General features: G+C 68.0%; 35 protein-coding genes. 32 read left to right on the top strand and 3 right to left on the bottom strand.

Annotation, left to right across the window (positions count from 1 at the left end):
* Positions 1 to 22 precede the first annotated feature (22 nt).
* Both E9998_RS04130 and E9998_RS04125 read left to right on the top strand, forming a co-directional pair.
* Complete coding sequence (locus E9998_RS04130) at positions 23 to 343, top strand: AbrB/MazE/SpoVT family DNA-binding domain-containing protein (RefSeq protein WP_204745236.1); 321 nt, start codon at positions 23 to 25, stop codon at positions 341 to 343.
* Between the two features lie 5 nt (positions 344 to 348).
* A complete protein-coding gene (locus E9998_RS04125; protein WP_136528422.1) occupies positions 349 to 645 on the top strand; it encodes a hypothetical protein in 297 nt (98 codons plus the stop codon).
* On the opposite strand, the gene E9998_RS04120 is transcribed toward E9998_RS04125, so the two are convergent.
* A complete protein-coding gene (locus E9998_RS04120; RefSeq protein ID WP_136528421.1) occupies positions 632 to 832 on the bottom strand; it encodes a hypothetical protein in 201 nt (66 codons plus the stop codon). The two genes, E9998_RS04125 and E9998_RS04120, sit on opposite strands and share 14 nt — an antisense overlap.
* 53 nt (positions 833 to 885) lie before the next feature.
* Between E9998_RS04120 and E9998_RS04115 the strand changes: the two genes are divergently transcribed.
* The 27 genes from E9998_RS04115 to E9998_RS03985 all read left to right on the top strand — a co-directional run bounded on the left by E9998_RS04115 (position 886) and on the right by E9998_RS03985 (position 18,469).
* Positions 886 to 1,284, top strand: a complete 399-nt coding sequence (locus tag E9998_RS04115; RefSeq protein ID WP_136528420.1) for a hypothetical protein — start codon at positions 886 to 888, stop codon at positions 1,282 to 1,284.
* A 621-nt stretch (positions 1,285 to 1,905) separates the two neighbouring features.
* Positions 1,906 to 2,277, top strand: coding sequence for a 30S ribosomal protein S12 (rpsL, locus tag E9998_RS04110; RefSeq protein ID WP_136528419.1), 372 nt, complete (start codon positions 1,906 to 1,908; stop codon positions 2,275 to 2,277).
* Positions 2,278 to 2,279: 2 nt separating this feature from the next.
* The gene (rpsG, locus tag E9998_RS04105; protein ID WP_030155149.1) at positions 2,280 to 2,750 is read left to right on the top strand and encodes a 30S ribosomal protein S7; all 471 of its coding nucleotides are present in this window, start codon (positions 2,280 to 2,282) and stop codon (positions 2,748 to 2,750) included.
* Positions 2,751 to 2,765: 15 nt separating this feature from the next.
* Entirely contained in the window at positions 2,766 to 4,871 is a 2,106-nt protein-coding gene (fusA, locus tag E9998_RS04100) for an elongation factor G (protein ID WP_275669492.1), read from the top strand.
* Between the two features lie 127 nt (positions 4,872 to 4,998).
* Positions 4,999 to 6,192 (top strand): elongation factor Tu, encoded by a 1,194-nt coding sequence (gene tuf / locus E9998_RS04095; RefSeq protein WP_136528417.1) that lies wholly within the window; start codon positions 4,999 to 5,001, stop codon positions 6,190 to 6,192.
* Positions 6,193 to 6,618: 426 nt separating this feature from the next.
* Positions 6,619 to 6,927 carry a 30S ribosomal protein S10 gene (gene rpsJ / locus E9998_RS04090; RefSeq protein ID WP_026922761.1) on the top strand — a complete coding sequence of 103 codons (309 nt, stop codon included), beginning with the start codon at positions 6,619 to 6,621 and terminating at the stop codon, positions 6,925 to 6,927.
* 7 nt (positions 6,928 to 6,934) lie between these two features.
* Positions 6,935 to 7,582, top strand: a complete 648-nt coding sequence (gene rplC, locus E9998_RS04085) for a 50S ribosomal protein L3 (protein ID WP_136528416.1) — start codon at positions 6,935 to 6,937, stop codon at positions 7,580 to 7,582.
* A gap of 2 nt (positions 7,583 to 7,584) precedes the next feature.
* A complete protein-coding gene (gene rplD, locus E9998_RS04080; protein WP_136528415.1) occupies positions 7,585 to 8,235 on the top strand; it encodes a 50S ribosomal protein L4 in 651 nt (216 codons plus the stop codon).
* Positions 8,232 to 8,546 (top strand): 50S ribosomal protein L23, encoded by a 315-nt coding sequence (rplW, locus tag E9998_RS04075; RefSeq protein ID WP_136528414.1) that lies wholly within the window; start codon positions 8,232 to 8,234, stop codon positions 8,544 to 8,546. Before rplD ends, rplW begins: the two co-directional genes overlap by 4 nt.
* 23 nt (positions 8,547 to 8,569) lie before the next feature.
* A complete protein-coding gene (gene rplB / locus E9998_RS04070; protein ID WP_136528413.1) occupies positions 8,570 to 9,412 on the top strand; it encodes a 50S ribosomal protein L2 in 843 nt (280 codons plus the stop codon).
* A 3-nt stretch (positions 9,413 to 9,415) separates the two neighbouring features.
* Complete coding sequence (gene rpsS / locus E9998_RS04065) at positions 9,416 to 9,697, top strand: 30S ribosomal protein S19 (RefSeq protein WP_136528412.1); 282 nt, start codon at positions 9,416 to 9,418, stop codon at positions 9,695 to 9,697.
* A gap of 36 nt (positions 9,698 to 9,733) precedes the next feature.
* Positions 9,734 to 10,198: a 50S ribosomal protein L22 gene (gene rplV / locus E9998_RS04060; protein WP_136528411.1), complete on the top strand. Its 465-nt coding sequence runs from the start codon at positions 9,734 to 9,736 to the stop codon at positions 10,196 to 10,198.
* Positions 10,198 to 11,004: a 30S ribosomal protein S3 gene (gene rpsC, locus E9998_RS04055; protein WP_136528410.1), complete on the top strand. Its 807-nt coding sequence runs from the start codon at positions 10,198 to 10,200 to the stop codon at positions 11,002 to 11,004. The genes rplV and rpsC overlap by 1 nt, the downstream gene beginning before the upstream one ends.
* 5 nt (positions 11,005 to 11,009) lie before the next feature.
* Positions 11,010 to 11,435 carry a 50S ribosomal protein L16 gene (gene rplP, locus E9998_RS04050; protein ID WP_136528409.1) on the top strand — a complete coding sequence of 142 codons (426 nt, stop codon included), beginning with the start codon at positions 11,010 to 11,012 and terminating at the stop codon, positions 11,433 to 11,435.
* Positions 11,436 to 11,437: 2 nt separating this feature from the next.
* Positions 11,438 to 11,671 carry a 50S ribosomal protein L29 gene (gene rpmC, locus E9998_RS04045; RefSeq protein WP_136528408.1) on the top strand — a complete coding sequence of 78 codons (234 nt, stop codon included), beginning with the start codon at positions 11,438 to 11,440 and terminating at the stop codon, positions 11,669 to 11,671.
* The gene (rpsQ, locus tag E9998_RS04040; protein ID WP_136528407.1) at positions 11,668 to 11,937 is read left to right on the top strand and encodes a 30S ribosomal protein S17; all 270 of its coding nucleotides are present in this window, start codon (positions 11,668 to 11,670) and stop codon (positions 11,935 to 11,937) included. Before rpmC ends, rpsQ begins: the two co-directional genes overlap by 4 nt.
* A 12-nt stretch (positions 11,938 to 11,949) precedes the next feature.
* Positions 11,950 to 12,315, top strand: a complete 366-nt coding sequence (gene rplN / locus E9998_RS04035) for a 50S ribosomal protein L14 (RefSeq protein WP_091039823.1) — start codon at positions 11,950 to 11,952, stop codon at positions 12,313 to 12,315.
* 3 nt (positions 12,316 to 12,318) lie between these two features.
* Positions 12,319 to 12,633, top strand: coding sequence for a 50S ribosomal protein L24 (gene rplX / locus E9998_RS04030; protein ID WP_136528406.1), 315 nt, complete (start codon positions 12,319 to 12,321; stop codon positions 12,631 to 12,633).
* Positions 12,633 to 13,202, top strand: coding sequence for a 50S ribosomal protein L5 (gene rplE / locus E9998_RS04025; protein WP_136528405.1), 570 nt, complete (start codon positions 12,633 to 12,635; stop codon positions 13,200 to 13,202). The genes rplX and rplE overlap by 1 nt, the downstream gene beginning before the upstream one ends.
* A complete protein-coding gene (locus E9998_RS04020) occupies positions 13,202 to 13,387 on the top strand; it encodes a type Z 30S ribosomal protein S14 (protein WP_030155111.1) in 186 nt (61 codons plus the stop codon). Before rplE ends, E9998_RS04020 begins: the two co-directional genes overlap by 1 nt.
* 84 nt (positions 13,388 to 13,471) lie before the next feature.
* Positions 13,472 to 13,879 carry a 30S ribosomal protein S8 gene (gene rpsH, locus E9998_RS04015; RefSeq protein WP_136528404.1) on the top strand — a complete coding sequence of 136 codons (408 nt, stop codon included), beginning with the start codon at positions 13,472 to 13,474 and terminating at the stop codon, positions 13,877 to 13,879.
* Between the two features lie 16 nt (positions 13,880 to 13,895).
* Complete coding sequence (rplF, locus tag E9998_RS04010; RefSeq protein ID WP_136528403.1) at positions 13,896 to 14,435, top strand: 50S ribosomal protein L6; 540 nt, start codon at positions 13,896 to 13,898, stop codon at positions 14,433 to 14,435.
* The gene (rplR, locus tag E9998_RS04005) at positions 14,435 to 14,830 is read left to right on the top strand and encodes a 50S ribosomal protein L18 (protein WP_136528402.1); all 396 of its coding nucleotides are present in this window, start codon (positions 14,435 to 14,437) and stop codon (positions 14,828 to 14,830) included. Before rplF ends, rplR begins: the two co-directional genes overlap by 1 nt.
* 144 nt (positions 14,831 to 14,974) lie before the next feature.
* Entirely contained in the window at positions 14,975 to 16,771 is a 1,797-nt protein-coding gene (locus tag E9998_RS04000; protein WP_136528401.1) for a glycoside hydrolase family 3 protein, read from the top strand.
* A 137-nt stretch (positions 16,772 to 16,908) separates the two neighbouring features.
* Positions 16,909 to 17,685, top strand: a complete 777-nt coding sequence (locus E9998_RS03995) for a lysozyme (RefSeq protein ID WP_136528400.1) — start codon at positions 16,909 to 16,911, stop codon at positions 17,683 to 17,685.
* 87 nt (positions 17,686 to 17,772) lie between these two features.
* Positions 17,773 to 18,060 (top strand): AbrB/MazE/SpoVT family DNA-binding domain-containing protein, encoded by a 288-nt coding sequence (locus E9998_RS03990; RefSeq protein ID WP_136528399.1) that lies wholly within the window; start codon positions 17,773 to 17,775, stop codon positions 18,058 to 18,060.
* Positions 18,053 to 18,469, top strand: a complete 417-nt coding sequence (locus E9998_RS03985) for a type II toxin-antitoxin system VapC family toxin (RefSeq protein WP_136528398.1) — start codon at positions 18,053 to 18,055, stop codon at positions 18,467 to 18,469. The genes E9998_RS03990 and E9998_RS03985 overlap by 8 nt, the downstream gene beginning before the upstream one ends.
* 3 nt (positions 18,470 to 18,472) lie before the next feature.
* Here E9998_RS03985 and E9998_RS03980 read toward each other — a convergent pair whose 3' ends face one another.
* The gene (locus E9998_RS03980; protein ID WP_136528397.1) at positions 18,473 to 19,354 is read right to left on the bottom strand and encodes a MurR/RpiR family transcriptional regulator; all 882 of its coding nucleotides are present in this window, start codon (positions 19,352 to 19,354) and stop codon (positions 18,473 to 18,475) included.
* Between the two features lie 102 nt (positions 19,355 to 19,456).
* Here E9998_RS03980 and murQ point away from each other — a divergent pair, with 102 nt between their 5' ends.
* Positions 19,457 to 20,392, top strand: coding sequence for an N-acetylmuramic acid 6-phosphate etherase (gene murQ, locus E9998_RS03975; RefSeq protein WP_240037489.1), 936 nt, complete (start codon positions 19,457 to 19,459; stop codon positions 20,390 to 20,392).
* A 204-nt stretch (positions 20,393 to 20,596) separates the two neighbouring features.
* Positions 20,597 to 20,764, top strand: coding sequence for a hypothetical protein (locus E9998_RS25140; protein WP_158299683.1), 168 nt, complete (start codon positions 20,597 to 20,599; stop codon positions 20,762 to 20,764).
* 536 nt (positions 20,765 to 21,300) lie between these two features.
* Here the strand turns inward: E9998_RS25140 and E9998_RS03970 are convergent.
* Entirely contained in the window at positions 21,301 to 22,254 is a 954-nt protein-coding gene (locus E9998_RS03970) for an N-acetylglucosamine kinase (RefSeq protein WP_136528396.1), read from the bottom strand.
* Between the two features lie 138 nt (positions 22,255 to 22,392).
* On the opposite strand from E9998_RS03970, the gene E9998_RS03965 reads away from it, so the two are divergent.
* Positions 22,393 to 23,325, top strand: a complete 933-nt coding sequence (locus tag E9998_RS03965) for a MurR/RpiR family transcriptional regulator (RefSeq protein WP_136528395.1) — start codon at positions 22,393 to 22,395, stop codon at positions 23,323 to 23,325.

The following is a 23,325-nucleotide window of genomic DNA, read 5'->3' as shown; positions in this document are numbered from 1 at the left end:
AAAATCCTGGGGAGGATGTCTCGTGGCTGAGGAGAACGGCGTGGAACCGGAAACGAACACGACCTATACCGCTCGACTTCGCCAGAAGGGACAGGTCACGCTCCCGAAGGAGGTACAGAAGGCATTGCACGTCAAAGAAGGCGACACGATCAGGTTCAACATCCACGCCGACGGCGTGGTGACGATGGAAGGGCTGGCGGAGATTCCCGCCGATCAGCGCTGGTTCTGGACGCCCGAATGGCAGGCGGGCGAGCGTGAGGCCGAGGAGCAGATCGCGGCTGGCGGCGGCAAGGTCTTCCACGACCTAGACGACATGTTCGATTACCTGAACCGGGAGCGATAGCGTCAGTGGTCCCGACCTACGAGCCGCTTCCCAGATTCGATGAAGACTGGGACCGGCTCAGTGACGAACAGCGTGAACGGTTCATGAAGGCCGTGAGGGAGTTCAAGGAGGACTTGGCGGCGGGCATGCGTCCGCGGCCCGGCCTGCGAGTCAAGGGGGTCAAATCCGCGCCGGGCGTATTCGAACTCACTTGGGCTCCAGACGGACGGGCGACGTGGAACTACGGGGGCGAGAAGGTGCCAGGCGAACCCCATATCGTCTGGCGCCGGATCGGTACTCACGACATCCTCAAGAACCCATGATTCGGCGGCGGCGCGAAGCGCCGCCGCCGTCGTTCTTCGCGTACACCCGATACAACCGTTCGGGTTCGTCTTCGAGGCCGTCCCCGACGGTCGAATCCCAGAGCTCGGCATCCTCGGAGTCGCGCCACTCGGCGCAGCTCAGTTCGTACTGCTCTTTGAGCGATTCGTGGCTCGGTGCGTTCGTCATGCGGCGATGTTCCCCGGCTCGGAGAGGCGGGTCAACCCCAATAGGATGGGCGGGTGATTGAGGCGCAGCGGTCGGGCGGGGTTCGGCATCCGGATGATCCGGAGCCGGTGGAGTCGACGAAGCTGGTGGCGGCGAAGCTGCTGGCGGGGGTCGCGGTCGCGTTGTCGCCGTTCGTGGGCGGTGCGATTCCGGCGCTGATCGCGCTGATGCTCGCGCGGCAGGCCGAGGCCGACATCCGCGATTCCGAGGGGTTCCTGCTGGGCGCCTCGCAGTTGCCTGTGGTGCGGCGGCTGGCGCGGGCGGCGCTGCTGGTCGCGACCGGGGTGGTCCTGGCGGCGCTGCTGGTGTGGGTGCTCGACCTCGCCCGGGAGGCGGGGCGGCCGGCGTACGAGGGCGACGTGGCGGGGCCGGCGGTGACGGTGCGGGGAACCCTCGGTGAACAGGGCCTCTGACGGGGCATCCCCCTCCGGAGGGCCGCGTCCCGCGAGCTAACATAGTCCACGGTGTGTCTACCGCACCGAACGAACAGGTCAGCGCGTTCTCGGGCGTCGCCCGCGAGCGGTGACCGGATCATCCCGCCATCGGTGACCCTCAACACGGATGCCGTGCGGGGCGAAATCGGCTTTGACCTCGTTCGTTAGGCTAGGTAGGCTTCTCCCTTGCGCCTGGACACCGCTTTGAGCGGCATGGTGGCCCTGTCAACTCCGGCAGCTCGGTCCCCGTGAGAGCCAGGCCAGGTTGCGTGCCTGCAAGGTGGCGGAATCCGTTCCGCCGACTGGCGTCACCGGCACGCATCCCTCGCACTGGGGGCTTCGTGGACCGGCTCGTTGGCCGGGGTTCCTGCACAGGGGATCGCAACACGAACGCGTCTGAACCAGCCTGAACGGCGGACCTCGGTCTGCCGGTGCGGCCGGTATGGGTCCGGAGAGACGCGACACGCCCGAACGCGGGGGACGGGATCCCAGGCTGCTGAGCCGGGCCTTCACAGGCCTGGCGGACGAGCGTGGGGGAACAGGTGACGCCGTCGAGTCAGGAATACGCAACCGTCGAGATGTTGAGAGGGGTTCGCCTCAGTGCCAACCATCCAGCAGCTGGTCCGGAACGGCCGCAAGGTCAAGACCAGCAAAACCAAGACGCCCGCGCTGAAGGGCAGCCCGCAGGCGCGCGGCGTGTGCACGCGCGTGTACACCACCACGCCCAAGAAGCCGAACTCGGCCATGCGCAAGGTCGCCCGCGTGCGCCTCATGAACGGCACCGAGGTCACCGCCTACATCCCCGGTGTGGGCCACAACCTGCAGGAGCACTCCATCGTGCTCGTGCGCGGCGGTCGTGTCCGCGACCTGCCCGGTGTCCGCTACAAGATCATCCGCGGCGCGCTCGACACCCAGGGTGTCCGCGACCGCAAGCAGGCCCGTAGCCGCTACGGCGCGAAGAAGGAGAAGTAGGCATGCCGCGTAAAGGTCCCGCACCGCGCCGGCCGCTTACCGCCGACCCGGTCTACAACTCGGTCCTCGTGACCCAGCTGATCAACAAGGTCCTCAAGGACGGCAAGCGCCGCCTCGCCGAGCGCATCGTCTACGAAGCCCTCGAGAACTGCCGCAAGAAGGCCGACTCGGACCCCGTGGTGATCCTCAAGCGCGCGCTCGACAACGTCAAGCCGACCCTCGAGGTCCGCTCCCGCCGCGTCGGCGGCGCGACCTACCAGGTCCCGGTCGACGTGCGCCCGCAGCGCGCCACCACCCTCGGCCTCCGCTGGCTCGTCGGGTACTCCCGCGACCGCCGCGAGAAGAGCATGGTCGAGCGCCTCACGAACGAGATCCTCGACGCCTCGAACGGTCTCGGCGCCGCGGTCAAGAAGCGCGAGGACACGCACAAGATGGCCGATTCCAACAAGGCGTTCGCGCACTACCGCTGGTAGTGAGAAGGAGACATCGTGGCTAACAAGGCCAACGCGGAGCTCGCCAAGCTCCGGAACATCGGCATCATGGCCCACATCGACGCCGGTAAGACCACCACCACCGAGCGCATCCTGTACTACACGGGCGTGTCGCACAAGATCGGTGAGGTCCACGACGGCGCCGCCACGATGGACTGGATGGAGCAGGAGCAGGAGCGGGGTATCACCATCACCTCCGCCGCCACCAAGTGCACCTGGGGCGACAACACCATCCAGATCATCGACACGCCCGGCCACGTCGACTTCACCGTCGAGGTGGAGCGTTCGCTGCGCGTGCTCGACTCCGCGATCGCCGTCTACGACGGCGTGGCCGGCGTGGAGCCGCAGACCGAGAACGTCTGGCGTCAGGCGAACAAGTACAGCGTCCCGCGCATGTGCTTCGTCAACAAGCTCGACCGCACCGGCGCGAACTTCTTCCGCTGCGTCGAGATGATGCAGGACCGCCTCAACTCCAACACCGCGGTGATCCAGCTCCCGATCGGGAACGAGGCCGACTTCATCGGCGTCGTCGACCTGGTCGAGATGCACGCCAAGGTGTGGCGCGGCGAGACCGGCCTCGGCGAGGAGTACACGGTCGAGGAGATCCCCGCGGAACTGGCCGACCAGGCCGCCGAGTACCGCGAGAAGCTCATGGAGACCCTCTCCGACGTCGACGACGAGTTCGCCGAGCGCTTCCTCGAGGGCGAGGACCTCTCGGTGGCCGACGTCAAGGCCGCGATCCGCAAGGCGACCATCGCCAACGAGATCAACCCGGTGCTCTGCGGCACCGCGTTCAAGAACAAGGGCGTCCAGCCCCTGCTCGACGCGGTCGTGGACTACCTGCCGAGCCCGCTCGACATCCCGGCGATCCAGGGGACCCTCACCGACAACGAGACCCCCGCCGAGCGTCACGCGGACGTCGAGGAGCCCTTCGCCGGTCTGGCCTTCAAGATCCAGACCGACAAGCACCTCGGCCGCCTGACCTACGTCCGGATCTACTCGGGCACGGTCACCACCGGCACCCAGGTCATCAACTCGACCAAGGGCCGCAAGGAGCGCGTCGGCAAGATCTACCAGATGCACGCCAACAAGCGCGAGGAGCGCGGCGAGGCGCAGGCCGGCGACATCATCGCGGTGCAGGGCCTCAAGGCCACCACCACCGGTGACACGCTGAGCGACTCGAACCAGCAGGTCATCCTCGAATCGATGATCTTCCCCGAGCCGGTCATCGACGTGGCCATCGAGCCGAAGTCGAAGGCCGACCAGGACAAGCTGGCGACCGCCATCCAGCGCCTCGCGGAGGAGGACCCGACCTTCCGGGTCAAGACCGACGAGGACTCCGGCCAGACGATCATCTCCGGCATGGGCGAGCTGCACCTCGACATCCTGGTCGACCGCATGAAGCGGGAGTTCAACGTCGAGGCCAACATCGGCAAGCCGCAGGTGGCCTACCGCGAGACGATCACGCAGCGGGTCGAGAAGGTCGAGTACCTGCACAAGAAGCAGACCGGCGGTTCCGGTCAGTTCGCGCGCGTGCTCGTCAACCTCGAACCGCTGGAGATGAAGTCGAACGAGGACCAGGTCTTCGCCTTCGACGACAAGATCACCGGCGGCCGCATCCCGCGCGAGTACATCCCGTCGGTCAAGGCCGGCGCGGAGTCCGCGATGCCCGACGGCGTCCTGGCGGGCTTCCCGCTGGTGGGCGTCAAGATGGAGCTCATCGACGGTCAGTACCACGAGGTCGACTCCTCGGAGATGGCCTTCAAGATCGCGGGCCGCATGGCGCTGAAGGAGGCCGCGAAGCGGGCTCGTCCGGTGATCCTCGAACCCATGATGTCCGTCGAGGTCATCTGCCCCGAGGACAACATGGGCGACGTCATCGGCGACATCAACTCCCGTCGCGGCATGGTCCAGGAGATGGGCGAGCGGGGCAACGACCGCACCGTCAAGGCCGTCGTGCCGCTGTCGGAGATGTTCGGCTACGTCGGCGACCTCCGGTCCAAGACTGCCGGGCGTGCGAACTACTCGATGCAGTTCGACACCTACGCCGAAGTCCCGGCGAACGTCGCCAAGGAAATCATCGCCAAGGCGACAGGCGAGTAGGCGGTTCGGGCGTCCAAGCCTGGGCGCCCCCCGCCACCACCTGTTGCCTGCAAGGCGCTGCTGCACCGAAGCGACGCAATAGGTCAGATAAGTCAAACCAGATTTAACCAGTCCACAGGAGGACGAAGTGGCTAAGGAAAAGTTCGAGCGCAACAAGCCGCACGTGAACATCGGCACGCTCGGTCACGTCGACCACGGCAAGACCACGCTCACCGCGGCGATCACCAAGGTGCTGCACGACAAGTACCCGGACATCAACCCGTACACGCCGTTCGACGAGATCGACAACGCGCCTGAGGAGAAGCAGCGCGGCATCACGATCTCGATCTCGCACGTCGAGTACCAGACCGAGGCCCGGCACTACGCCCACGTCGACTGCCCCGGCCACGCCGACTACATCAAGAACATGATCACCGGCGCGGCCCAGATGGACGGCGCGATCCTGGTCGTGTCGGCCGCCGACGGCCCCATGCCGCAGACCCGCGAGCACGTCCTGCTCGCCCGCCAGGTCGGTGTCCCGTACATCGTCGTGGCGCTGAACAAGTCCGACATGGTCGACGACGAGGAGATCCTCGAGCTCGTCGAGATGGAGGTCCGCGAGCTGCTGTCCGACCAGAACTTCCCGGGCGACGACGCCCCGGTCGTGCAGGTCTCCGCTCTGGGCGCCCTCGAAGGCGAGCAGAAGTGGGTCGACGCGGTCGCCGAGCTCATGCAGGCCGTCGACGACTCGGTCCCCGAGCCCGAGCGCGAGATGGACAAGCCGTTCCTCATGCCGATCGAGGACGTCTTCACCATCACCGGCCGCGGCACCGTGGTCACCGGTCGCGTCGAGCGCGGCGTGCTCCTCCCCAACGAGGAGGTCGAGATCGTCGGCATCCGCGAGGGCGCCATCTCCACCAAGGTGACCGCCATCGAGATGTTCCGCAAGACCCTCGACGACGCGCGCGCCGGTGAGAACGTGGGGCTCCTGCTCCGCGGCACCAAGCGCGAAGAGGTCGAGCGCGGCATGGTCGTCGTGAAGCCGAAGACCACGACCCCGCACACCGACTTCATGGCGCAGGTCTACATCCTGTCCAAGGACGAGGGCGGGCGTCACACGCCGTTCTTCAACAACTACCGTCCGCAGTTCTACTTCCGGACCACCGACGTGACCGGCGTCGTCACCCTCCCCGAGGGCACCGAGATGGTCATGCCCGGCGACAACACCGACATGAAGGTGGAGCTCATCCAGCCCATCGCGATGGACGAGGGTCTCCTCTTCGCCATCCGCGAGGGCGGGCGCACCGTCGGCTCGGGCCGCGTCATCGAGGTCCTCAAGTAAGACCGCGCACCGGGGCGGCCCATTCGTGGGCCGCCCCGGTGCACTTGCGCCCCACGCCTGTCACCCGGTGACCGGCGATCGCCGCCCGCGGGCGGCGGAGGCGCGAGGGCAGCCGTACACGCGTAACCTGTCCCACTGTTCCCCGACCCCAGCTTGCTGGCGCTACGGGGGACCGGGCATAATATTCAGGTTGCGTACGCTCCGACGCGAGCAGTGCCGTGCACTGCATCCGCGCCGGTGCTCACGCCCGGCCCGCGGGCCCCAGTAGGCACTTGACTGCGCTGAGAGGGACCGTTCACGACGGGCAGGCGGGCGAGCTCAAGAGATCAGCAGAGGGCACAGCTGTGCCCCGGCCAGTCTCGCACTCGCGACACGCCCGACCGCGTGGAGCGGTCTGAACAGCCAATTTACGTTAGGTTAGGAATCATGGCGGGACAGAAGATCCGCATCAGGCTGAAAGCCTACGACCACGAGGTCGTGGACTCCTCGGCCCGCAAGATCGTGGAGACGGTCACCCGTACCGGTGCTGCCATCTCCGGGCCGGTGCCGCTGCCGACCGAGATCAATCGCTTCTGCGTGATCCGGTCGCCGCACAAGTACAAGGACTCGCGCGAGCACTTCGAGATGCGCACGCACAAGCGCCTCATCGACATCCTCGACCCGACCCCGAAGACGGTCGACTCGTTGATGCGCCTTGACCTCCCGGCCGGTGTCGACATCGAGATCAAGCTGTAGGGGACCAATGGACAGGCAGATCAAGGGAATCCTGGGCACCAAGCTCGGCATGACCCAGGTTTGGGACGAGAACGGCCGCGCCGTTCCCGTCACTGTGGTGCAGGCCGGCCCGAACGTGGTCACTCAGGTTCGCAAGCCCGACGTCGACGGCTACGCGGCCGTCCAGCTGGGCTTCGGCGACATCAAACTCAAGAACGTCACCAAGCCGCTCCAGGGCCACTTCGAGAAGGCCGGCGTCGCTCCGCGTCGCCACCTCGTCGAACTGCGCACCTCGGACGCCGCCGACTACGACCTCGGCCAGACCGTCGAAGCGACGATCTTCGAGACCGGCCAGATCGTGGACGTCACCGGCACCACCAAGGGCAAGGGCTTCGCCGGCGTCATGAAGCGCCACGGCTTCGGCGGTCTCCCCGCCAGCCACGGCGCGCACAAGGTCCACCGCGCCCCCGGCTCCATCGGCGGCTGCGCCACGCCGGGCCGCGTGTTCAAGGGCATGCGCATGGCCGGCCGTATGGGCCACGCCCGTCACACCACGCAGAACCTGCGCATCCAGGCGGTCGACGCCGAGCGCGGTCTGCTGCTCATCGTGGGCGCCGTCCCGGGTCCGAAGAACGGCCTGGTGCTCGTCCGCACGGCAGTGAAGCAGGTGGCTTAATCATGAGCCTTGAAATCAACGTCAAGAACGCCTCCGGCGAGGCCACGGGCAAGACCATCGCGCTCCCCGCGTCGATCTTCGACGTCGAGCCGAACATCCCGCTCATGCACCAGGTCGTCACGGCGCAGCTGGCCGCCGCCCGCTCGGGCTCGGCCAACACCAAGACCCGCGGCGAAGTCCGCGGCGGTGGCAAGAAGCCGTACCGGCAGAAGGGCACCGGCCGCGCCCGCCAGGGTTCGATCCGCGCCCCGCAGTTCGCCGGCGGCGGCGTCGTCCACGGCCCCAAGCCGCGGTCGTTCGCCGAGCGCACGCCCAAGAAGATGAAGGCCGCCGCTCTCGCGGGTGCCCTCACCGACCGGGTGCGCGGCGAGAACGTGCACGTCATCGACGCCTTCATCGAGGGCGACGCGCCCAAGCTGAAGACCGCGCAGGCCGCCCTGGCCGCGATCACCGAGTCCTCCAAGGTCCTGGTGGTCCTCACGCGCGACGAGCAGACCGCGGCCCTGAGCCTGCGGAACCTGCCCGAGGTCCACCTCCTCGACTGGGGCCAGGTGAACACCTACGACGTGCTCAACAACGAGGACATCGTGTTCAGCGAGGCCGCCATCGAGGCGTTCATCGCTGACCGGACTGAGCAGGAGGTCGCGGCGTGAGCGAAGTGACCGTCGCCGACCCGCGCGACATCATCATCAAGCCGGTCATCTCGGAGAAGACCTACACCCTCCTCGGTGAGGGCAAGTACACCTTCGAGGTCGACCCGCGCGCCAACAAGAGCCACATCAAGATCGCCGTCAAGCAGATCTTCAACGTGGACGTCAAGAGCGTCAACACCCTGAACCGCTCGGGCAAGCGCAAGCGCACCCGCACCGGTTGGGGCCAGCGTAAGAGCGTCAAGCACGCGATCGTCACCGTCGAGGGCGACCCCGGTCGTCTCGGTGAGATCTTCGGCGGACAGATCTCTTAGGGACGCAGGGAGAGTTAACCGATATGGCTATTCGCAAGTACAAGCCGACGACGCCCGGCCGTCGCGGCTCCAGCGTCTCCGACTTCGCCGAGATCACCCGTTCGACCCCGGAGAAGTCGCTGGTTCGCCCGCTGACCAAGACCGGCGGCCGCAACAACTCCGGCAAGATCTCGACCCGTCACCGCGGCGGCGGCCACAAGCGCCGTTACCGCGTGATCGACTTCCGTCGCCACGACAAGGACGGCGTGCCGGCGAAGGTCGCGCACATCGAGTACGACCCGAACCGCACCGCGAACATCGCGCTCCTGCACTACGCGGACGGCGAGAAGCGGTACATCCTGGCCCCCAAGGGGATCAAGCAGGGTGACCTGATCGAGAACGGCCCGGAGGCCGACATCAAGCCCGGCAACTCGCTGGAGCTGCGTCACATCCCGGTCGGTACGACGGTCCACGCGGTGGAGCTCAAGCCCGGCGGCGGCGCCGCTCTGGGCCGCTCCGCGGGCGCCTCGATCCAGCTGCTCGCCCGTGAAGGCAAGTACGCGCACCTGCGCATGCCCTCCGGCGAGATCCGGCTGGTCCTGGTCAACTGCCGCGCCTCCATCGGCGAGGTCGGCAACGCCGAGCAGGGCAACATCAACTGGGGCAAGGCCGGCCGCATGCGCTGGAAGGGCTGGCGCCCGACCGTCCGCGGTGTCGTCATGAACCCGGTCGACCACCCACACGGTGGTGGCGAGGGCCGCACGTCCGGTGGTCGTCACCCGGTGAACCCGCAGGGCAAGCCCGAGGGTCGCACCCGGAAGAAGAACCACCCGAACGACCGGCTCATCGTCCGTCGTCGCAACGCCAGCCGGAAGCGGGGGAAGTAACCCATGAGCCGCAGTCTCAAGAAGGGCCCGTTCGTCGACGACCACCTCCAGAAGAAGGTGGACGCGGCGCTCGAGACCAAGAGCAAGAACGTCATCAAGACGTGGTCGCGTCGCTCCACGATCACGCCCGACTTCATCGGGCTGACCTTCGGGGTCCACGACGGCCGCAAGCACGTCCCTGTCTACGTCACGGAGAACATGGTCGGGCACAAGCTCGGCGAGTTCGCCCCGACCCGCACCTTCCGCGGGCACGACAAGGACGACCGCAAGAGCCGTCGCCGCTAGGCCACGGGCTTTGAGAACGAACGAAGGATTAGAACGATGGCAACAGTGGAGCAGGAGGCTCCGAAGGCGCGCGCGGTGGCGCGGTACGTCCGCGTAGCACCTCGCAAGGCGCGCCGCGTCGTCGACCTCGTGCGTGGTCTGCCCGTGGACGAGGCCCTGACGACCCTCGAGTTCGCGCCCTACAGCGCGGCCGAGATCGTCTACAAGGTCATCGCGTCGGCTCAGGCGAACGCCGAGAACAACCTCGGTCTGGACCCGGAATCGCTTCTGGTGTCCGAGATCAAGGTCGACGAGGGCCCGACGATGCGCAGGTACCGCCCGCGCGCCCACGGCCGCGCCTACCGGATCAACAAGCGCACCAGCCACATCACCGTGGTGGTCGAGTCGGTCCAGGCGAAGCAGTCGTCCGCCCCGTCGGTGCGCCGCCCCAAGGCGGCCCCGAAGCCGGTCGAGGCCGACGCGAAGTCCAACGAGAACGCTGAGAAGGAGGAGACCGCCTAATGGGTCAGAAAATCCACCCGCACGGGTACCGCCTCGGCATCAGCGCCGACTGGACCTCGCGTTGGTACGCCGACAAGGAGTACGCCGAGTACATCGGCGAGGACGTCAAGATCCGCCAGCTCATGACCAAGGGCCTTGAGCGCGCCGGCATCAGCAAGGTCGAGATCGAGCGCACCCGCGAGCGGGTCCGCGTCGACATCCACACCGCCCGTCCGGGCATCGTCATCGGCCGCAAGGGCGCCGAGGCCGATCGTCTGCGCGGCAACCTGGAGAAGCTGACCGGCAAGCAGGTCCAGCTGAACATCATCGAGGTCAAGAACCCCGACATCGATGCGCAGCTCGTCGCCCAGGGCGTCGCCGAGCAGCTGTCCAGCCGTGTCAACTTCCGTCGCGCGATGCGCAAGGCCATCCAGTCGGCCATGCGCAACCCGACCGTGAAGGGCATCAAGGTGCAGTGCTCGGGCCGCCTCGGCGGCGCGGAGATGAGCCGTTCGGAGCAGTACCGCGAGGGCCAGGTCCCGCTGCACACGCTCCGCGCGAACATCGACTACGGCCTGTTCGAGGCCGCCACCACCTTCGGCCGCATCGGCGTGAAGGTGTGGATCTACAAGGGCGAGGCCACGCTCAAGGAGCAGGCCGAGCAGGTGCAGCGTCGTCGTGACGCCGGCGGCGACCGCGGTGGCCGTGGCGGCCGCGGCGGTGCCGGTGCGGCCCGCGGTGGACGCGGCCGCGGCGGCCGTCCCGCTGCTCAGCCTGCCGAAGCCGCTGTTGCGGCGCCCGCTGAGACTGAGAAGCAGGAGGGCTAAGCGACATGCTCATGCCACGGAAACCGCCGCGCGGTTACCGGAAGCCTCACGCTCCGAAGCGCAAGGGCAAGGCCACTCGCGGCACGAAGGTCTCCTTCGGCGAGTACGGCATCCAGGCGCTGGAGCACAGCTACGTGACCAACCGGCAGATCGAGTCCGCTCGTATCGCCATGACCCGCCACATCAAGCGTGGCGGCAAGGTCTGGATCACGATCTTCCCGGACCGTGCGATCACGAAGAAGCCCGCCGAGACCCGTCAGGGTTCCGGTAAGGGTTCGCCCGAGTTCTGGGTCGCCAACGTCAAGCCCGGCCGCGTCATGTTCGAGCTGTCGTACCCGACCGAGGAGATCGCCCACGAGGCGCTCCAGCGGGCGATCCACAAGCTCCCGATGAAGTGCCGCATCGTCTCTCGTGAAGGGGCAGGTGAGTAGTCATGGCTACTGGTATCGACACCGGTGAGCTGCGCGAGCTCAGCGACAAGGAACTCCAGGCGAAGCTCGTGGAGAAGAAGGAAGAACTGTTCAACCTGCGGGTCCGGAACGCCACCGGCCAGCTGGAGAACAACCACGAGCTCGGTCTGGTCCGCAAGGAGATCGCGCGGATCTACACCGTGATGAACGAGCGCCGGCTGGGACTCAGCGCCGCGCCCGAGGAGGTTGAGAAGTGAGCGAGGAAACTCAGACTCGCGGTCGGCGCAAGGTGCTCGAAGGCCTGGTCGTCGGCGACAAGATGGACAAGACCGCTGTCGTCGAGGTCGAGGACCGCAAGAAGCACCCGCTGTACGGCAAGGTCGTCAAGTCCAACAAGAAGTACAAGGCTCACGACGAGGCCAACGAGGCCGGCATCGGTGACCGCGTCTCCATCATGGAGACCCGTCCCCTGTCGAAGTCCAAGCGTTGGCGCATCGTCGAGATCCTCGAGAAGGCGAAGTAGGGGGACCGGGACGTGATTCAGCAAGAGTCGCGGCTCAAGGTCGCCGACAACACCGGTGCGCGGGAGATCCTGTGCATCCGGGTGCTCGGCGGCTCCGGCCGACGCTACGCCGGTATCGGCGACACGATCGTTGCCTCCGTCAAGGACGCCACCCCGGGTGCCGGGGTGAAGAAGGGCGACGTCGTCAAGGCCGTCATCGTGCGGACGGTGAAGGAAACTCGCCGCCCCGACGGCACGTACATCAAGTTCGACGAGAACGCCGCCGTCCTCGTCAAGGACGGCGAACCGCGAGGGACCCGTATCTTCGGGCCGGTCGCCCGCGAGCTGCGCGACAAGCAGTTCATGAAGATCATCTCCCTCGCACCGGAGGTGCTGTAAGAGATGAAGATCAAGAAGGGCGACCGAGTCCGCGTCATCGCGGGCAAGGACAAGGGCGCCGAAGGACTGGTGCTGGAGTCGTACCCCGACCGCGAGCGCGTGCTCGTCGAGGGCGTCAACCGCATCACCAAGCACACCAAGGCCGGGCAGACCGCCCGCGGCTCCAAGACCGGCGGCATCGTCGTGCAGGAGTCCGCGATCCACGTGTCCAACGTGCAGGTGCTCGACGCCGACAACCAGCCCACCCGCGTGGGCTACCGGTTCGGCGATGACGGCCGCAAGGTCCGCGTTTCGAAGCGGACGGGTAAGGACCTGTAATGACCGACGTTGCAGAGAAGATCCAGCCGCGTCTGAAGGAGACCTACCGGTCCGACATCAGGCCCGCGCTGCAGGAGCAGTTCAAGTACGTCAACATCCACCAGATCCCCGGTCTGACGAAGATCGTGGTCAACATGGGTGTCGGCGAGGCCGCTCGCGACTCGAAGCTCATCAACGGTGCGCTGGAGGACCTGACCACGATCACCGGTCAGAAGCCTCTCGTCCGCCGGGCGAAGAAGTCGATCGCGCAGTTCAAGCTGCGCGAGGGCCAGGCGATCGGTGCGAAGGTGACCCTCCGCGGCGACCGCATGTGGGAGTTCCTCGACCGCCTCCTGGCGATCGCGCTGCCGCGCATCCGCGACTTCCGCGGGCTCTCGGACCAGCAGTTCGACGGCAACGGGAACTACACCTTCGGTCTCACCGAGCAGAGCGTGTTCCCCGAGATCGACCAGGACAAGATCGACCGGGTTCGCGGTATGGACATCACGCTGGTGACCACCGCGAAGACCGACGACGAAGGCCGGGCGTTCCTGAAGCTGCTCGGCTTCCCGTTCAAGGAGAACGACTAATGGCGAAGAAAGCCCTCATCGCGAAGGCCAAGCGGAAGCCGAAGTTCGCCGTGCGCGCCTACACCCGCTGCCAGAAGTGCGGCCGGCCCAAGGCCGTCTACCGCAAGTTCGGCCTGTGCCGCGTCTGCGTGCGCGACATGGCCCACGCGGGTGAACTCCCGGGCGTCCACAAGGCTTCCTGGTAACTCCAGGCCCATAGCTCCGATCGCCACAGGCCCCGCCGGTCTTCACAAGGCGGGGAACCGGGGTGAGAAAGGTAAACAACGCTAATGACAATGACCGACCCGATCGCGGACATGCTCACTCGTCTGCGGAACGCCAACCAGGCCTACCACGACACGCTGTCGATGCCGCACTCCAAGATGAAGGCCTCCATCGCGGAGGTCCTCAAGCAGGAGGGCTACATCGCCGAATGGCGTTCCGAGGAGCCTGAAGAAGGCAAAGTCGGCAAGACCTTGGTCATCGACCTGAAGTTCGGCGAGCGTCGCGAGCGGTCCCTTGCGGGCCTGCGCCGCGTCTCCAAGCCGGGCCTGCGGGTCTACGCCAAGTCCACTGAGCTGCCGCGCGTCCTCGGCGGCCTGGGTGTGGCCATCGTGTCCACGTCCCAGGGCCTGCTGACCGACCGCCAGGCTCGCAAGCGCGGCGTGGGCGGCGAAGTCATCGCCTACGTCTGGTAGCAGGAGGGTATTAAGCATGTCCCGCATTGGGAAGCAGCCGATTCTGGTGCCCTCCGGCGTCGACGTCGACATCGACGGTGCGACGGTGACCGTGAAGGGCCCCAAGGGCAAGCTCAGCACTGAGCTGCCCCAGCCGATCGGCATCGAGAAGAACGAGGACGGGTCCTTCGAGGTGACCCGCCCGAACGACGAGCGCAAGTCCCGGGCCCTGCACGGCCTGGCCCGCAGCCTCGTCAACAACATGGTCGTCGGCGTCTCGGAGGGCTACAAGAAGTCCCTCGAGATCAACGGCACCGGTTACCGGGCGCAGGCCAAGGGCAAGGGCGTGGAGATGAGCCTCGGCTTCTCCCACACCATCCAGGTCGACGCGCCTGAGGGCATCACGTTCACCGTCGAGCGCCCGACCCTGCTGCACATCGAGGGCATCGACAAGCAGCTGGTCGGCCAGGTCGCGGCGAACATCCGCCGACTGCGTCCGCCGGAGCCCTACAAGGGCAAGGGCGTGAAGTACGTCGACGAGCGCATCCGCCGCAAGGCCGGGAAGGCAGGTAAGTAATGGCGAGCAAACTGGAGCAGCGCCGCCCGTCCGGGTCGGCCTCCGAGCGCCGCCGGATCGGCAAGAACCGGCGCCACTTCCGTGGCCGCAAGAAGATCAACGGCTCGGCCGCTCAGCCGCGCCTGGCGATCTTCCGCTCGTCGAAGCACATCGTGGCCCAGGTCATCGACGACGTGAAGGGCCACACGCTGGCCGCCGCGTCGACGGTGGAGGCCGGTCTGCGCGACTTCGAGGGCACGAAGACGGACAAGGCCAAGGAGGTCGGGAAGCTCGTCGCCGAGCGCGCCAAGGCCGCCGGCGTCGAGGCCGTCGTCTTCGACCGCGGCGGTGTCAAGTACCACGGCCGCGTCGCGGCCCTGGCCGACGCCGCCCGCGAGAACGGCCTGAAGTTCTAGGTCCGTTCGGTACGGCATGAGGGCCGGGGAGGAGCATCGCTCCTCCCCGGCTTTTCGGTTGCCCGGCGGGGGTTTCGGGTGAATCGCGTCAATCGCGGCAGGGGTGGGTGCGAACGCGGCTTTGGGCTGGGTGAGGATGGGGCGGTGTCTGCTCCGAAGCTGTCTCGCAAGACCGTGCTCGTCTCCTCCGTCGCGGGGGCCGTCGCCGTGGTGGGGGGCGGGGTGCTGATCGCCGAGGCGGCGTCGGGCCCGCCGCAGGAACCGGAGCGCGACCTGCTTCCCGACCAGGACCCCGACATCGGGTACGCGGTCGAGGCCGTCGCGGCGATGTCGCTGGAGGAGAAGGTCGCCCAGCTGTTCATGGTCTACGTGGCGGGGGAGTCGGCCGAGGCCGACGACGCCGACTCGGCGGCCTCGAACCGGGAGCGGCTCGGCGCCGAGACTCCAGCGGCGTTCGTGCGCGACAAGGGGCCCGGCGGGATCATCTACTTCGACTGGGCGAACGGCCTGGGCGAGGCCGGGCAGGTCGCCGAGCTCTCGCGCGGCCTCCAGGAGGCCTCAGCGGTCCCGATGCTCATCGCGACCGACCAGGAGTACGGCACCGTCGTGCGCGTCGGCGCCGCCACGCAGTTCCCCGGCGCGATGCCGCTGGGCGCCACCGATGACCTCGAACTCGCCGAGCGGGCCGCCGCGATCGCCGGCGGCGAGCTGCGGGCGATGGGCCTGACGCAGAACTTCGCGCCGGACGCCGACGTCAACGTCGACCCCGCGAACCCGGTCATCGGGGTGCGGTCCTTCGGCTCCGACCCCGATCGCGTCGCCGAGTTCACGGCCGCGCAGGTCGAGGGCTACCGTTCGGCGCGGATCGCGGTGTCCGCCAAGCACTTCCCGGGCCACGGCGACACCGGGACCGACAGCCACGCGGGCCTGCCGGTCATCACGCACTCCGAGGAGGAGTGGGAGCGGGTCGACCTGCCGCCCTTCGCCGCGGCGATCGAGGCCGGGGCGGACATGATCATGACCGGGCACCTCCAGTTCCCGGCGCTCGACGACTCGGGGCTGCCCGCGACGCTCTCGGAGCCGATCCTCACCGGGCTCCTGCGCGAGCGGCTCGGCTTCGAAGGCGTGATCATCACCGACTCCCTTGAGATGCAAGGGGTCCGCGAGCAGTACGGGGACGACCGGGTGCCGGTGCTCGCCCTCCTCGCCGGGGCCGACCTGCTGCTCATGCCGCCGGACTTCACGCTCGCCTACGAGGCGGTGCTCGCCGCGGTCGCTTCCGGGGAGCTGACCGAGGAGCGGATCGACGCCTCCGCGGGCCGCCTGCTCGCCCTCAAGTACCGGCTCGGACTCATCGGGGCGGAGGAGCCGCGCGCCGACGAGACCGGGGACGTCGGCAGCGAGGACCACCTCGCGGTCGCCGCCGACATCGCCGAACGCTCGGTCACGCTGCTCGCCAACGACGGCACGCTGCCCTCCGGCGCCGCGAACCTCCTCGTCACCGGGTGGGGCGAGAACACCACTGCGCGCCTCGCCGAGGCGTTCACCTCCCTTGGCCTGCAGGCCGAAGCGCTCGTCACCGGCGACGAGCCGGACGCCGCGGCGATCACCGCGGCCGCGGCCGCCGCCGAAGGGCGCGACCTCGTCGTCGTCGCCACGCACGACGTGAAGGACGGCTCGCCGCAGGCGGACCTGGTCGCCGCCCTCGTGGCGACCGGCGTGCCGGTGGCCTGCGCCGCGGTCGGCACGCCCTACGACGCCGCGTTCCTCGGCGAGGTCGGCGCGAGCCTGGCGACCTACTCCTACGCCGCGGCCTCCCTGGCGGCCTTGGCGAAGGTGGTCACCGGCGAGGTCGAGCCGACCGGGACGCTGCCGGTCGACGTTCCCGACGCCGCGGGCGCCGTCGCGTTCCCGATCGGCCACGGGCTGCGCTACCCATAGCAGTTCACCGCCCCGCAACGGAAAGTTATTTTCACACGCTTGACTCGCTCTGGAGTTTGTCTTCATACTGGGTCTCGGTTGCCATATCCGGCACCTCCCCCCAAATGGCAGATCTCCTGACAAGCAGGGAGTCTCGTATGAACCTTCCCCCCACCCATCGAAACGGACCCGCGCGACTCGGCCTGCGCGCCGCGGTCGTGGCGCTCCTGGCCGTCGTCCTCACGGCGACGGGCCTGGCGGTCGCGAGCCCGGCGCAGGCGCAGACCCGCCTCGCCGGGATCGACGTCTCGCACTACCAGGGCGCCATCAACTGGACCAGCGTCAAGAACGCGGGCATCCAGTTCGCCTACATCAAGGCCACCGAGGGCACCTCCTACAAGGACCCGCGGTTCAACACGAACTACCCGGCGGCCCACGCGGCCGGCGTCATCCGCGGCGCGTACCACTTCGCCCGCCCGAACGCCTCCAGCGGTGCGGTGCAGGCGAACTACTTCGCCAGCAACGGCGGCGCCTGGTCGGCCGACAACCTCACCCTCCCGGGCGCCCTCGACATCGAGGCCCCGCCCTCGGGCGCGGCCTGCTACGGGCTGAGCACCACGGCGATGCGCAACTGGATCACCGACTTCTACAACACGTACAAGTCCCGCACCGGCCGCGACCCCGTCATCTACACGACCGCCTCCTGGTGGAACTCCTGCACCGGCTCCTGGACGGGCATGGCGACCAAGAGCCCCCTGTGGGTCGCCCACTGGGGCGTCTCGGCCCCGACCCTCCCCGCCGGCTGGTCCAGCACCACCTGGACCTGCTGGCAGTACACCTCCACCGGCTCCGTCGCCGGCATCTCCGGCAACGTCGACCGCAACTACTTCAACGGCTCGCGAACCCGCCTCCTGGCCCTCGCGAACAACACCTAGCACCCACGCGAACCGAGGGCCGGGGCCGACCGCCCCGGCCCTCGGCTTCGTGCCGAACGATGCGCCCGACACGCCGCCGGAGCTAGAATGCTGATACGCGACCTGTCAGATACGTATCTTGATGAGGTGACAGTGATGGGAATGCTGATGAACAGCAAGGGGCAGGTCACCGTGCCTGCCGAGATCCGGGCGGAGCACGGTTGGCGCGCCGGCGACGAGTTCGAGTTCGTCGAGGAGGACGGCGTGGTCGTGCTTCGGCCATTGACGGATGCGAGGTCACGGGCCGAGCGAGTCGTCAAGCGAATGCTAGGGGCGGGCACGGCCAACATGGACAAGACGACCGACGAGCTCATGGCGATGCTTCGTGATGATTGAGTCCATCCGAACCCTCGTCGACACCAATGTGCTGCTTGATCTCGCAGGCGAAGACCCTACCTGGAAATCCTGGTCGCAGGAGGCTCTGACCTCCGCTCTGGTCGAAGGAATCGTCCTCATCAATCCCCTGATCTATGCAGAGGTGTCGGTGAGGTTCAAGGCGGTGGAGGACGTCGAGGATTTTCTTCCAGTGGAGTCGTTCGAACGTGAGGCCCTACCCTATGAAGCCGCCTTTTTGGCGGGCAAGGCGTTCGCGATCTACAAGAAGCGCGGCGGCATGAAGCGCTCACCTATCGCCGACTTCTACATCGGGGCTCATGCCGCTGTCCGCGGGTACCGGCTGCTGACCAGGGATGTTGCGCGATTCAAGACGTACTTTCCGAAACTCGACGTGGTCGGCCCAGACTAGGTCTCAGGCTCTTTGGCGGCCGGATACCGCTGCTGCGGTGGCGGCGAGGGCTTTGGCGGAGCGGCGGCGCTGTTTGGCGGCGACGCCGACGAAGAGGCAGTCGACGACCATGAGCTGGGCGATGCGGCTGACGGTGGCGCCGGAGCGGAAGGTGGTCTCGCGGGCGGCGGTGGTGAGGACGAGTTCGGCGGCCTTGGCGAGCGGGGACCGGGCGTGGTTGGTGATGGCGATGGTGGTGGCGCCGCGGTCGGCGGCGGACTCCAGGAACTCGACGGTCTCGGTGGTCGCGCCGGAGTGGGAGAAGGCCACGGCGACGTCCTTGGGCCCGGCGAGGCCGGTCGCGACGAGGGCGGCGTGCACGTCGGGCCAGGCGAAGGCGGTGTGGCCGATCCGGTGGAGCTTCTTGACGAGGTCGGTGGCGACGATCCCGGAGGCCTCCACGCCGAAGGCGTCGATGCGCCCGGCCGCGGCGAGCGCGGCGACGGCGGCCTCGCAGGCGGCGGTGTCGAGGGCCTCGGCGGTGTCCCTGATCGCGCCGAGGTCGGCGTAGCTGACCGTGGCGATGATGCGCGACATGTCGGCGCCCGTGGGGATGTCGCCGCCGGCGACTTCGCGGTCGGGCCCCTCGCCGGTGCCGATGACGGCCTGGGCGGCGCGCATCCGCAGCTCACGGTGGCCGGTGAGGCCCAAAGAGCGGCAGAACCGCACGACGGTGGCCTCCGAGGTGCCCGCGGCGCGGGCGAGCTCGGTGATGGTGCGCGTCGAGGCGGCCTCGGGCTCGCGGATGATCTCTTGGGCCACCTTGGTCTCGGCCTTCGACAGCGAGGGCAGGACCGATTTGATGACGACCATGAGGTTGGGCGTGTCGGTGCGGCTGGCAGGCATGTCGTCACCGTACACCCGGAGCGGCCCGGCGCAGGTGCGGTGTGTTTCTTCACTTGAGACGACCCGAGTGAAAGTTTACTCCACTGCGCTACGCTCGCAACTGTGAGTGAGTCGACCGAGCGCCTGCGGGCGCGCGCCCAACTGGCCATGCTGGCAACCGAACAGGCCGATCCGCGGTACGCCCGGATCGAGCACCTCTCGACCCTGGACCTGGCCCGCACCATGAACGAGGCCGACGCGAGCGTACCGGCCGCCGTGGCCGCCGTCCTCCCCGAGGTGGCGGCCGCGATCGACGCGGTGGCCGCCCGCCTCGCGCGGGGCGGGCGGCTGCGCTACGTCGGCGCGGGGACCGCCGGGCGGATGGCGGTGATGGACGCGGCCGAGTGCCCACCGACGTTCTCCACCGACCCCGAGCTGGTCAAGGCCGTCCTCGCGGGCGGCCGGGCCGCCGAGGGCGGCGCGGTCGAGGGCACCGAGGACGACGCCGACGCGGGGGCGGCGGCGATGGCGGCCGAGGACATCGGACCCGACGACGCGGTGGTGGGCATCGCCGCGAGCGGCCGGACTCCGTTCGTGCTCGCCGCGATCCACGAGGCCCGCCGACGGGGCGCCCTCACCGTGGGGCTCTCGTGCAACACCGGTGCGGCGCTGTCGGAAGCGGCCGAGTTCGCCATCGAGGTCGCGGTGGGCCCCGAGGTCGTGGCCGGCTCGACCCGCCTCAAGTCGGGCACGGCGCAGAAGTTCGTACTCAACATGATCTCCACGATCTCGATGGTCCGCCTGGGCAAGGTCTACGGGAACTACATGGTGGACATGCGAGTTGCGAATTCGAAACTCGCAGCGCGAGCTGTCCGGATGATCAGGGACATCACGGGTGCTGGACCAGAGGATGCCGAGGCTGCGCTGATCGCTTCGGGCAACAGGATCAAGACCGCCGTGGTGATGCTCGAGTTGGGTGTCGGCGTCAAGGATGCCGAGGCGCGGCTGCGTCGGGCGGAAGGTCGCCTGGCCGGCGCTTTGATCGGGGCCGCGGACTAGCCGGTCGGTCCGGGGCGCTGCAAATCGCAGCGCCCTGGACCGACCGGGTAACTGCTTGATCCAGGATCCGCATCCCGATGTCTCGAAAGCTGTGTCGCTCTCCTGGATCTCGACGGTGACGTTGGCGGACCCGAAGTGGTTGTTGAGGATGTCAAACGTGTCGAGGGAATCCAGTCTCGCCCAGTAGCACGCGGAACCGGACCCTTGAGCCTTGTACACGCCGGGTGCGACTTCTTCTCCGACGACCCAGACGCCGTCGCCGGGAATCGTGTTCGCCTCGATCTCGTCCTCGGTTTCGGTGAGCTCCTGCTCGCGTCCGTCGAGCTCGGCCTGAAGCTCTGCAAGCTCCTCTTCGCGGGCGTCGAGTCCTGATTCGCGTTGGTCCAGCCCGGCTTCGCGCTCATCTACCTGATCGACCTCGGCCCTCAGGTCGTCGATCTGTGCGTTGAGGTCGGCGATGCGGTCTTCGAGGCGGTCCACCTCTTCTTGGAGGGAGTCGGAAGTATCGAGCGCCGAGGCCTTCTCCGATTGCAGATTCTCGAACTCGGTTTGGCTGGGTCTGGAAGCTCGATAGCCGATGAGCACACCCAGGATCAGCGTAATGGGGATGACCGCGAGGAGGAGTCCGGTTTTGCTACGGAGGGAGGCACGGGTGTGTCGGGCTGGAGGAGCTTCCTCGCCCTCGCTGCCCGGCATGAAACTACTGGGATCTAGATCGGAGGACATAAAATGAGACTAGCATCACATTTCATTGATTCGCGGCCGATTGGTTCTCGATTTGTGAGTGCGAGCGATCTTTCGCAGAGCTATTGAAATGAAACAATCGGCTATCGGTATTTCATTCTATTTCTTATTGTTCGGCACATATTCTCGGTATTGCGGGCTTTGGATCCGAGTGCGCTGTCTCTTCAGCGCCAGGCGAGTTGGCGGTGGAGGCGGGCCCGGTCGACCGGGTCGGTGACGAAGACGCTGGCGGCCATCCAGGCGGCGCCGACGGCGGGGTCGGTGGCCTTGCTGATGCCCGCGCGCGGGTAGATGAGGCGGAAGCGCTCCTGAAGGAGGGCCGCGATCGGGGTCGGGCGCGTCAGGAGGCTCCCGGCCATGACGATCGGCAGGTCCCGGTCGACCACGTGCGAGACCGAGTCGGCCAGGTGGCTCACGGCGCGGGCGACGATGGTCTTGGCGACCGGGTCGCCGCCGTCGGCGGCCTCGCAGACCAGGGCCGCGAAGCGCGACAGGCGCACCGGCGGGTCCGCCATGCACTTGGCGACGAGGGCGCCGGAGCGTCGGTGGTCGGGGGAGACGGCGGCGATGATGGCCTCGACGAGCCGCCCGCCGGGCCCGTTCCCGTCGATGTGGATCAGGGCCGCGCGCACGGCCTCGCGCCCGAGCCAGAAGCCCGAGCCCGCGTCGCCGAACAGCCACCCGTACCCGTCCGAGCGCAGGGCGGGGGAGCGGTCGCGGATCGCGAACGCCACCGCGCCGGTGCCGGAGACGACCACCGTCCCGTCGGGGGCCGAGGAACCGGCCGCGAAGGCGATGACGGCGTCGGAGACCACTTCGACCCGGCAGTCGACCGCGAAGCGCCGCTTGAGGTCCGAGGAGAGGTGGCGGACCTCCTCGGTGAGGGAGAGCGCGCCGGCGGTGCCGACGCAGACCGAGCCGACCTCGGCGGGGTCGATGCCGCCGAGCGCCCGCTGGAACGCCAGGGCCATGTTGGACAGCGCGGTCTCCCTGTCGCCGCCGACCGGGTTGGCGGGGCCGGAGGCGCCGGTGCCGAGCACGGCGCCCGACTCGTCGATGAGGACGGCGCGGCTGCTGGTCCCGCCGGCGTCGAGGCCGACGGCGAGTCTTGCGTTCATGGGGTTCCCCGCTTCTCGCGATGCCGGTGGGTGGCATCGGCTTGAGGTGCAAACCAGTAAAAATAATTCTCACGAACTTGACATGAGTGTGGCATAGGTAATAGTTTTTCTTGCATCCACCTCCCGAAGGGGACGCCAATGGACCAAATCAGGACCGACGCGCCCACCGCGAGCCCCGAGGTCGGCGTCCTCGAACGGATCCGCCTCGGCGCGAGCGAGCTGTCAGAAGCCATGTCCAAAGTGGCCGACCAAGTGCTGGTCGACCCCGAAGCCGCCGCGAGGGCCACCATCATGGACCTCGCCGAGCTCTCCGGTACCTCCCCAGGAACCATCACCCGATTCTGCCGCCACCTCGGATACGACGGTTACGCGGCCCTGCGGGTCGCGATCGCCACCGAGACCGGGCGCGCCTCGGCCCGCCACGAGACCGGCTGGGACGTCAACATCGGCCAGGAGATCGCCCCCTCCGACCCGCTCGACCAAGTCCTCAAGCAGCTCATCACCATCGACGCCGCGATGCTCCGCGACACCGTCGACACCCTCGACCTCGCCGCCGTCGAACGCGTCGCCGCCGCCGTCTCCGACGCCCGCCGCGTCGACGTCTACGGCGTCGGCTCCAGCGCCACCGTCGCCCGCGAACTCCAGATGGGCTTCTACCGCACCGGCGTCGCCGCCTGGGTCTGGACCGAGGTCCACGACGCCCTCGCCAGCGCCGCCCTTCTCGGGGAGGACGACGTCGCCATAGCCGTCTCCCACTCCGGCACCACCGCCGAGACCATCGAGATGCTCAGCGAGGCCGGCACCCGCGGGGCCCTCACCGCCGCGATCACCGCCTGCCCCGAGGCCGTCCTCGCCGAGGTCGCCGACGTCTGCCTGGTCTCCTCGGCCCGGCGCACCAGCCACCGCGCGGACCTGCTCGCCTCCCGCCACTCGGCCCTGCTGGTCGCCGACCTCGTCCACATCGCCGTCGCGCAGCGGCGGTTCCCCGAAGCCCTCGAAGCCCTGGAATCCAGGGCCCGGGCCGTCGTCGGCCACCGGCCGACACCCGATCTCCGGACCGGAGCGAGCTGA

Source organism: Glycomyces paridis (genome assembly GCF_004912155.1).
Classification (GTDB): domain Bacteria; phylum Actinomycetota; class Actinomycetes; order Mycobacteriales; family Micromonosporaceae; genus Glycomyces; species Glycomyces paridis.
This window is presented reverse-complemented; position numbering and strand designations above follow the sequence as displayed.

What these genes read in the sequence shown, in the direction of transcription:
- E9998_RS04120 (WP_136528421.1), bottom strand. Translation starts at nt 832, where the DNA reads ATGACGAACGCACCGAGCCACGAATCGCTCAAAGAGCAGTACGAACTG.
- rpsG (WP_030155149.1), top strand. Translation starts at nt 2,280, where the DNA reads ATGCCGCGTAAAGGTCCCGCACCGCGCCGGCCGCTTACCGCCGACCCG.
- rpsJ (WP_026922761.1), top strand. Translation starts at nt 6,619, where the DNA reads ATGGCGGGACAGAAGATCCGCATCAGGCTGAAAGCCTACGACCACGAG.
- rplC (WP_136528416.1), top strand. Translation starts at nt 6,935, where the DNA reads ATGGACAGGCAGATCAAGGGAATCCTGGGCACCAAGCTCGGCATGACC.
- rplD (WP_136528415.1), top strand. Translation starts at nt 7,585, where the DNA reads ATGAGCCTTGAAATCAACGTCAAGAACGCCTCCGGCGAGGCCACGGGC.
- rplB (WP_136528413.1), top strand. Translation starts at nt 8,570, where the DNA reads ATGGCTATTCGCAAGTACAAGCCGACGACGCCCGGCCGTCGCGGCTCC.
- rpsS (WP_136528412.1), top strand. Translation starts at nt 9,416, where the DNA reads ATGAGCCGCAGTCTCAAGAAGGGCCCGTTCGTCGACGACCACCTCCAG.
- rplV (WP_136528411.1), top strand. Translation starts at nt 9,734, where the DNA reads ATGGCAACAGTGGAGCAGGAGGCTCCGAAGGCGCGCGCGGTGGCGCGG.
- rpsC (WP_136528410.1), top strand. Translation starts at nt 10,198, where the DNA reads ATGGGTCAGAAAATCCACCCGCACGGGTACCGCCTCGGCATCAGCGCC.
- rplP (WP_136528409.1), top strand. Translation starts at nt 11,010, where the DNA reads ATGCTCATGCCACGGAAACCGCCGCGCGGTTACCGGAAGCCTCACGCT.
- rpmC (WP_136528408.1), top strand. Translation starts at nt 11,438, where the DNA reads ATGGCTACTGGTATCGACACCGGTGAGCTGCGCGAGCTCAGCGACAAG.
- rplX (WP_136528406.1), top strand. Translation starts at nt 12,319, where the DNA reads ATGAAGATCAAGAAGGGCGACCGAGTCCGCGTCATCGCGGGCAAGGAC.
- rplE (WP_136528405.1), top strand. Translation starts at nt 12,633, where the DNA reads ATGACCGACGTTGCAGAGAAGATCCAGCCGCGTCTGAAGGAGACCTAC.
- E9998_RS04020 (WP_030155111.1), top strand. Translation starts at nt 13,202, where the DNA reads ATGGCGAAGAAAGCCCTCATCGCGAAGGCCAAGCGGAAGCCGAAGTTC.
- rpsH (WP_136528404.1), top strand. Translation starts at nt 13,472, where the DNA reads ATGACAATGACCGACCCGATCGCGGACATGCTCACTCGTCTGCGGAAC.
- rplF (WP_136528403.1), top strand. Translation starts at nt 13,896, where the DNA reads ATGTCCCGCATTGGGAAGCAGCCGATTCTGGTGCCCTCCGGCGTCGAC.
- rplR (WP_136528402.1), top strand. Translation starts at nt 14,435, where the DNA reads ATGGCGAGCAAACTGGAGCAGCGCCGCCCGTCCGGGTCGGCCTCCGAG.
- E9998_RS03995 (WP_136528400.1), top strand. Translation starts at nt 16,909, where the DNA reads ATGAACCTTCCCCCCACCCATCGAAACGGACCCGCGCGACTCGGCCTG.
- E9998_RS03990 (WP_136528399.1), top strand. Translation starts at nt 17,773, where the DNA reads ATGCTGATACGCGACCTGTCAGATACGTATCTTGATGAGGTGACAGTG.
- E9998_RS03985 (WP_136528398.1), top strand. Translation starts at nt 18,053, where the DNA reads ATGATTGAGTCCATCCGAACCCTCGTCGACACCAATGTGCTGCTTGAT.
- E9998_RS03980 (WP_136528397.1), bottom strand. Translation starts at nt 19,354, where the DNA reads ATGCCTGCCAGCCGCACCGACACGCCCAACCTCATGGTCGTCATCAAA.
- E9998_RS03970 (WP_136528396.1), bottom strand. Translation starts at nt 22,254, where the DNA reads ATGAACGCAAGACTCGCCGTCGGCCTCGACGCCGGCGGGACCAGCAGC.
- E9998_RS03965 (WP_136528395.1), top strand. Translation starts at nt 22,393, where the DNA reads ATGGACCAAATCAGGACCGACGCGCCCACCGCGAGCCCCGAGGTCGGC.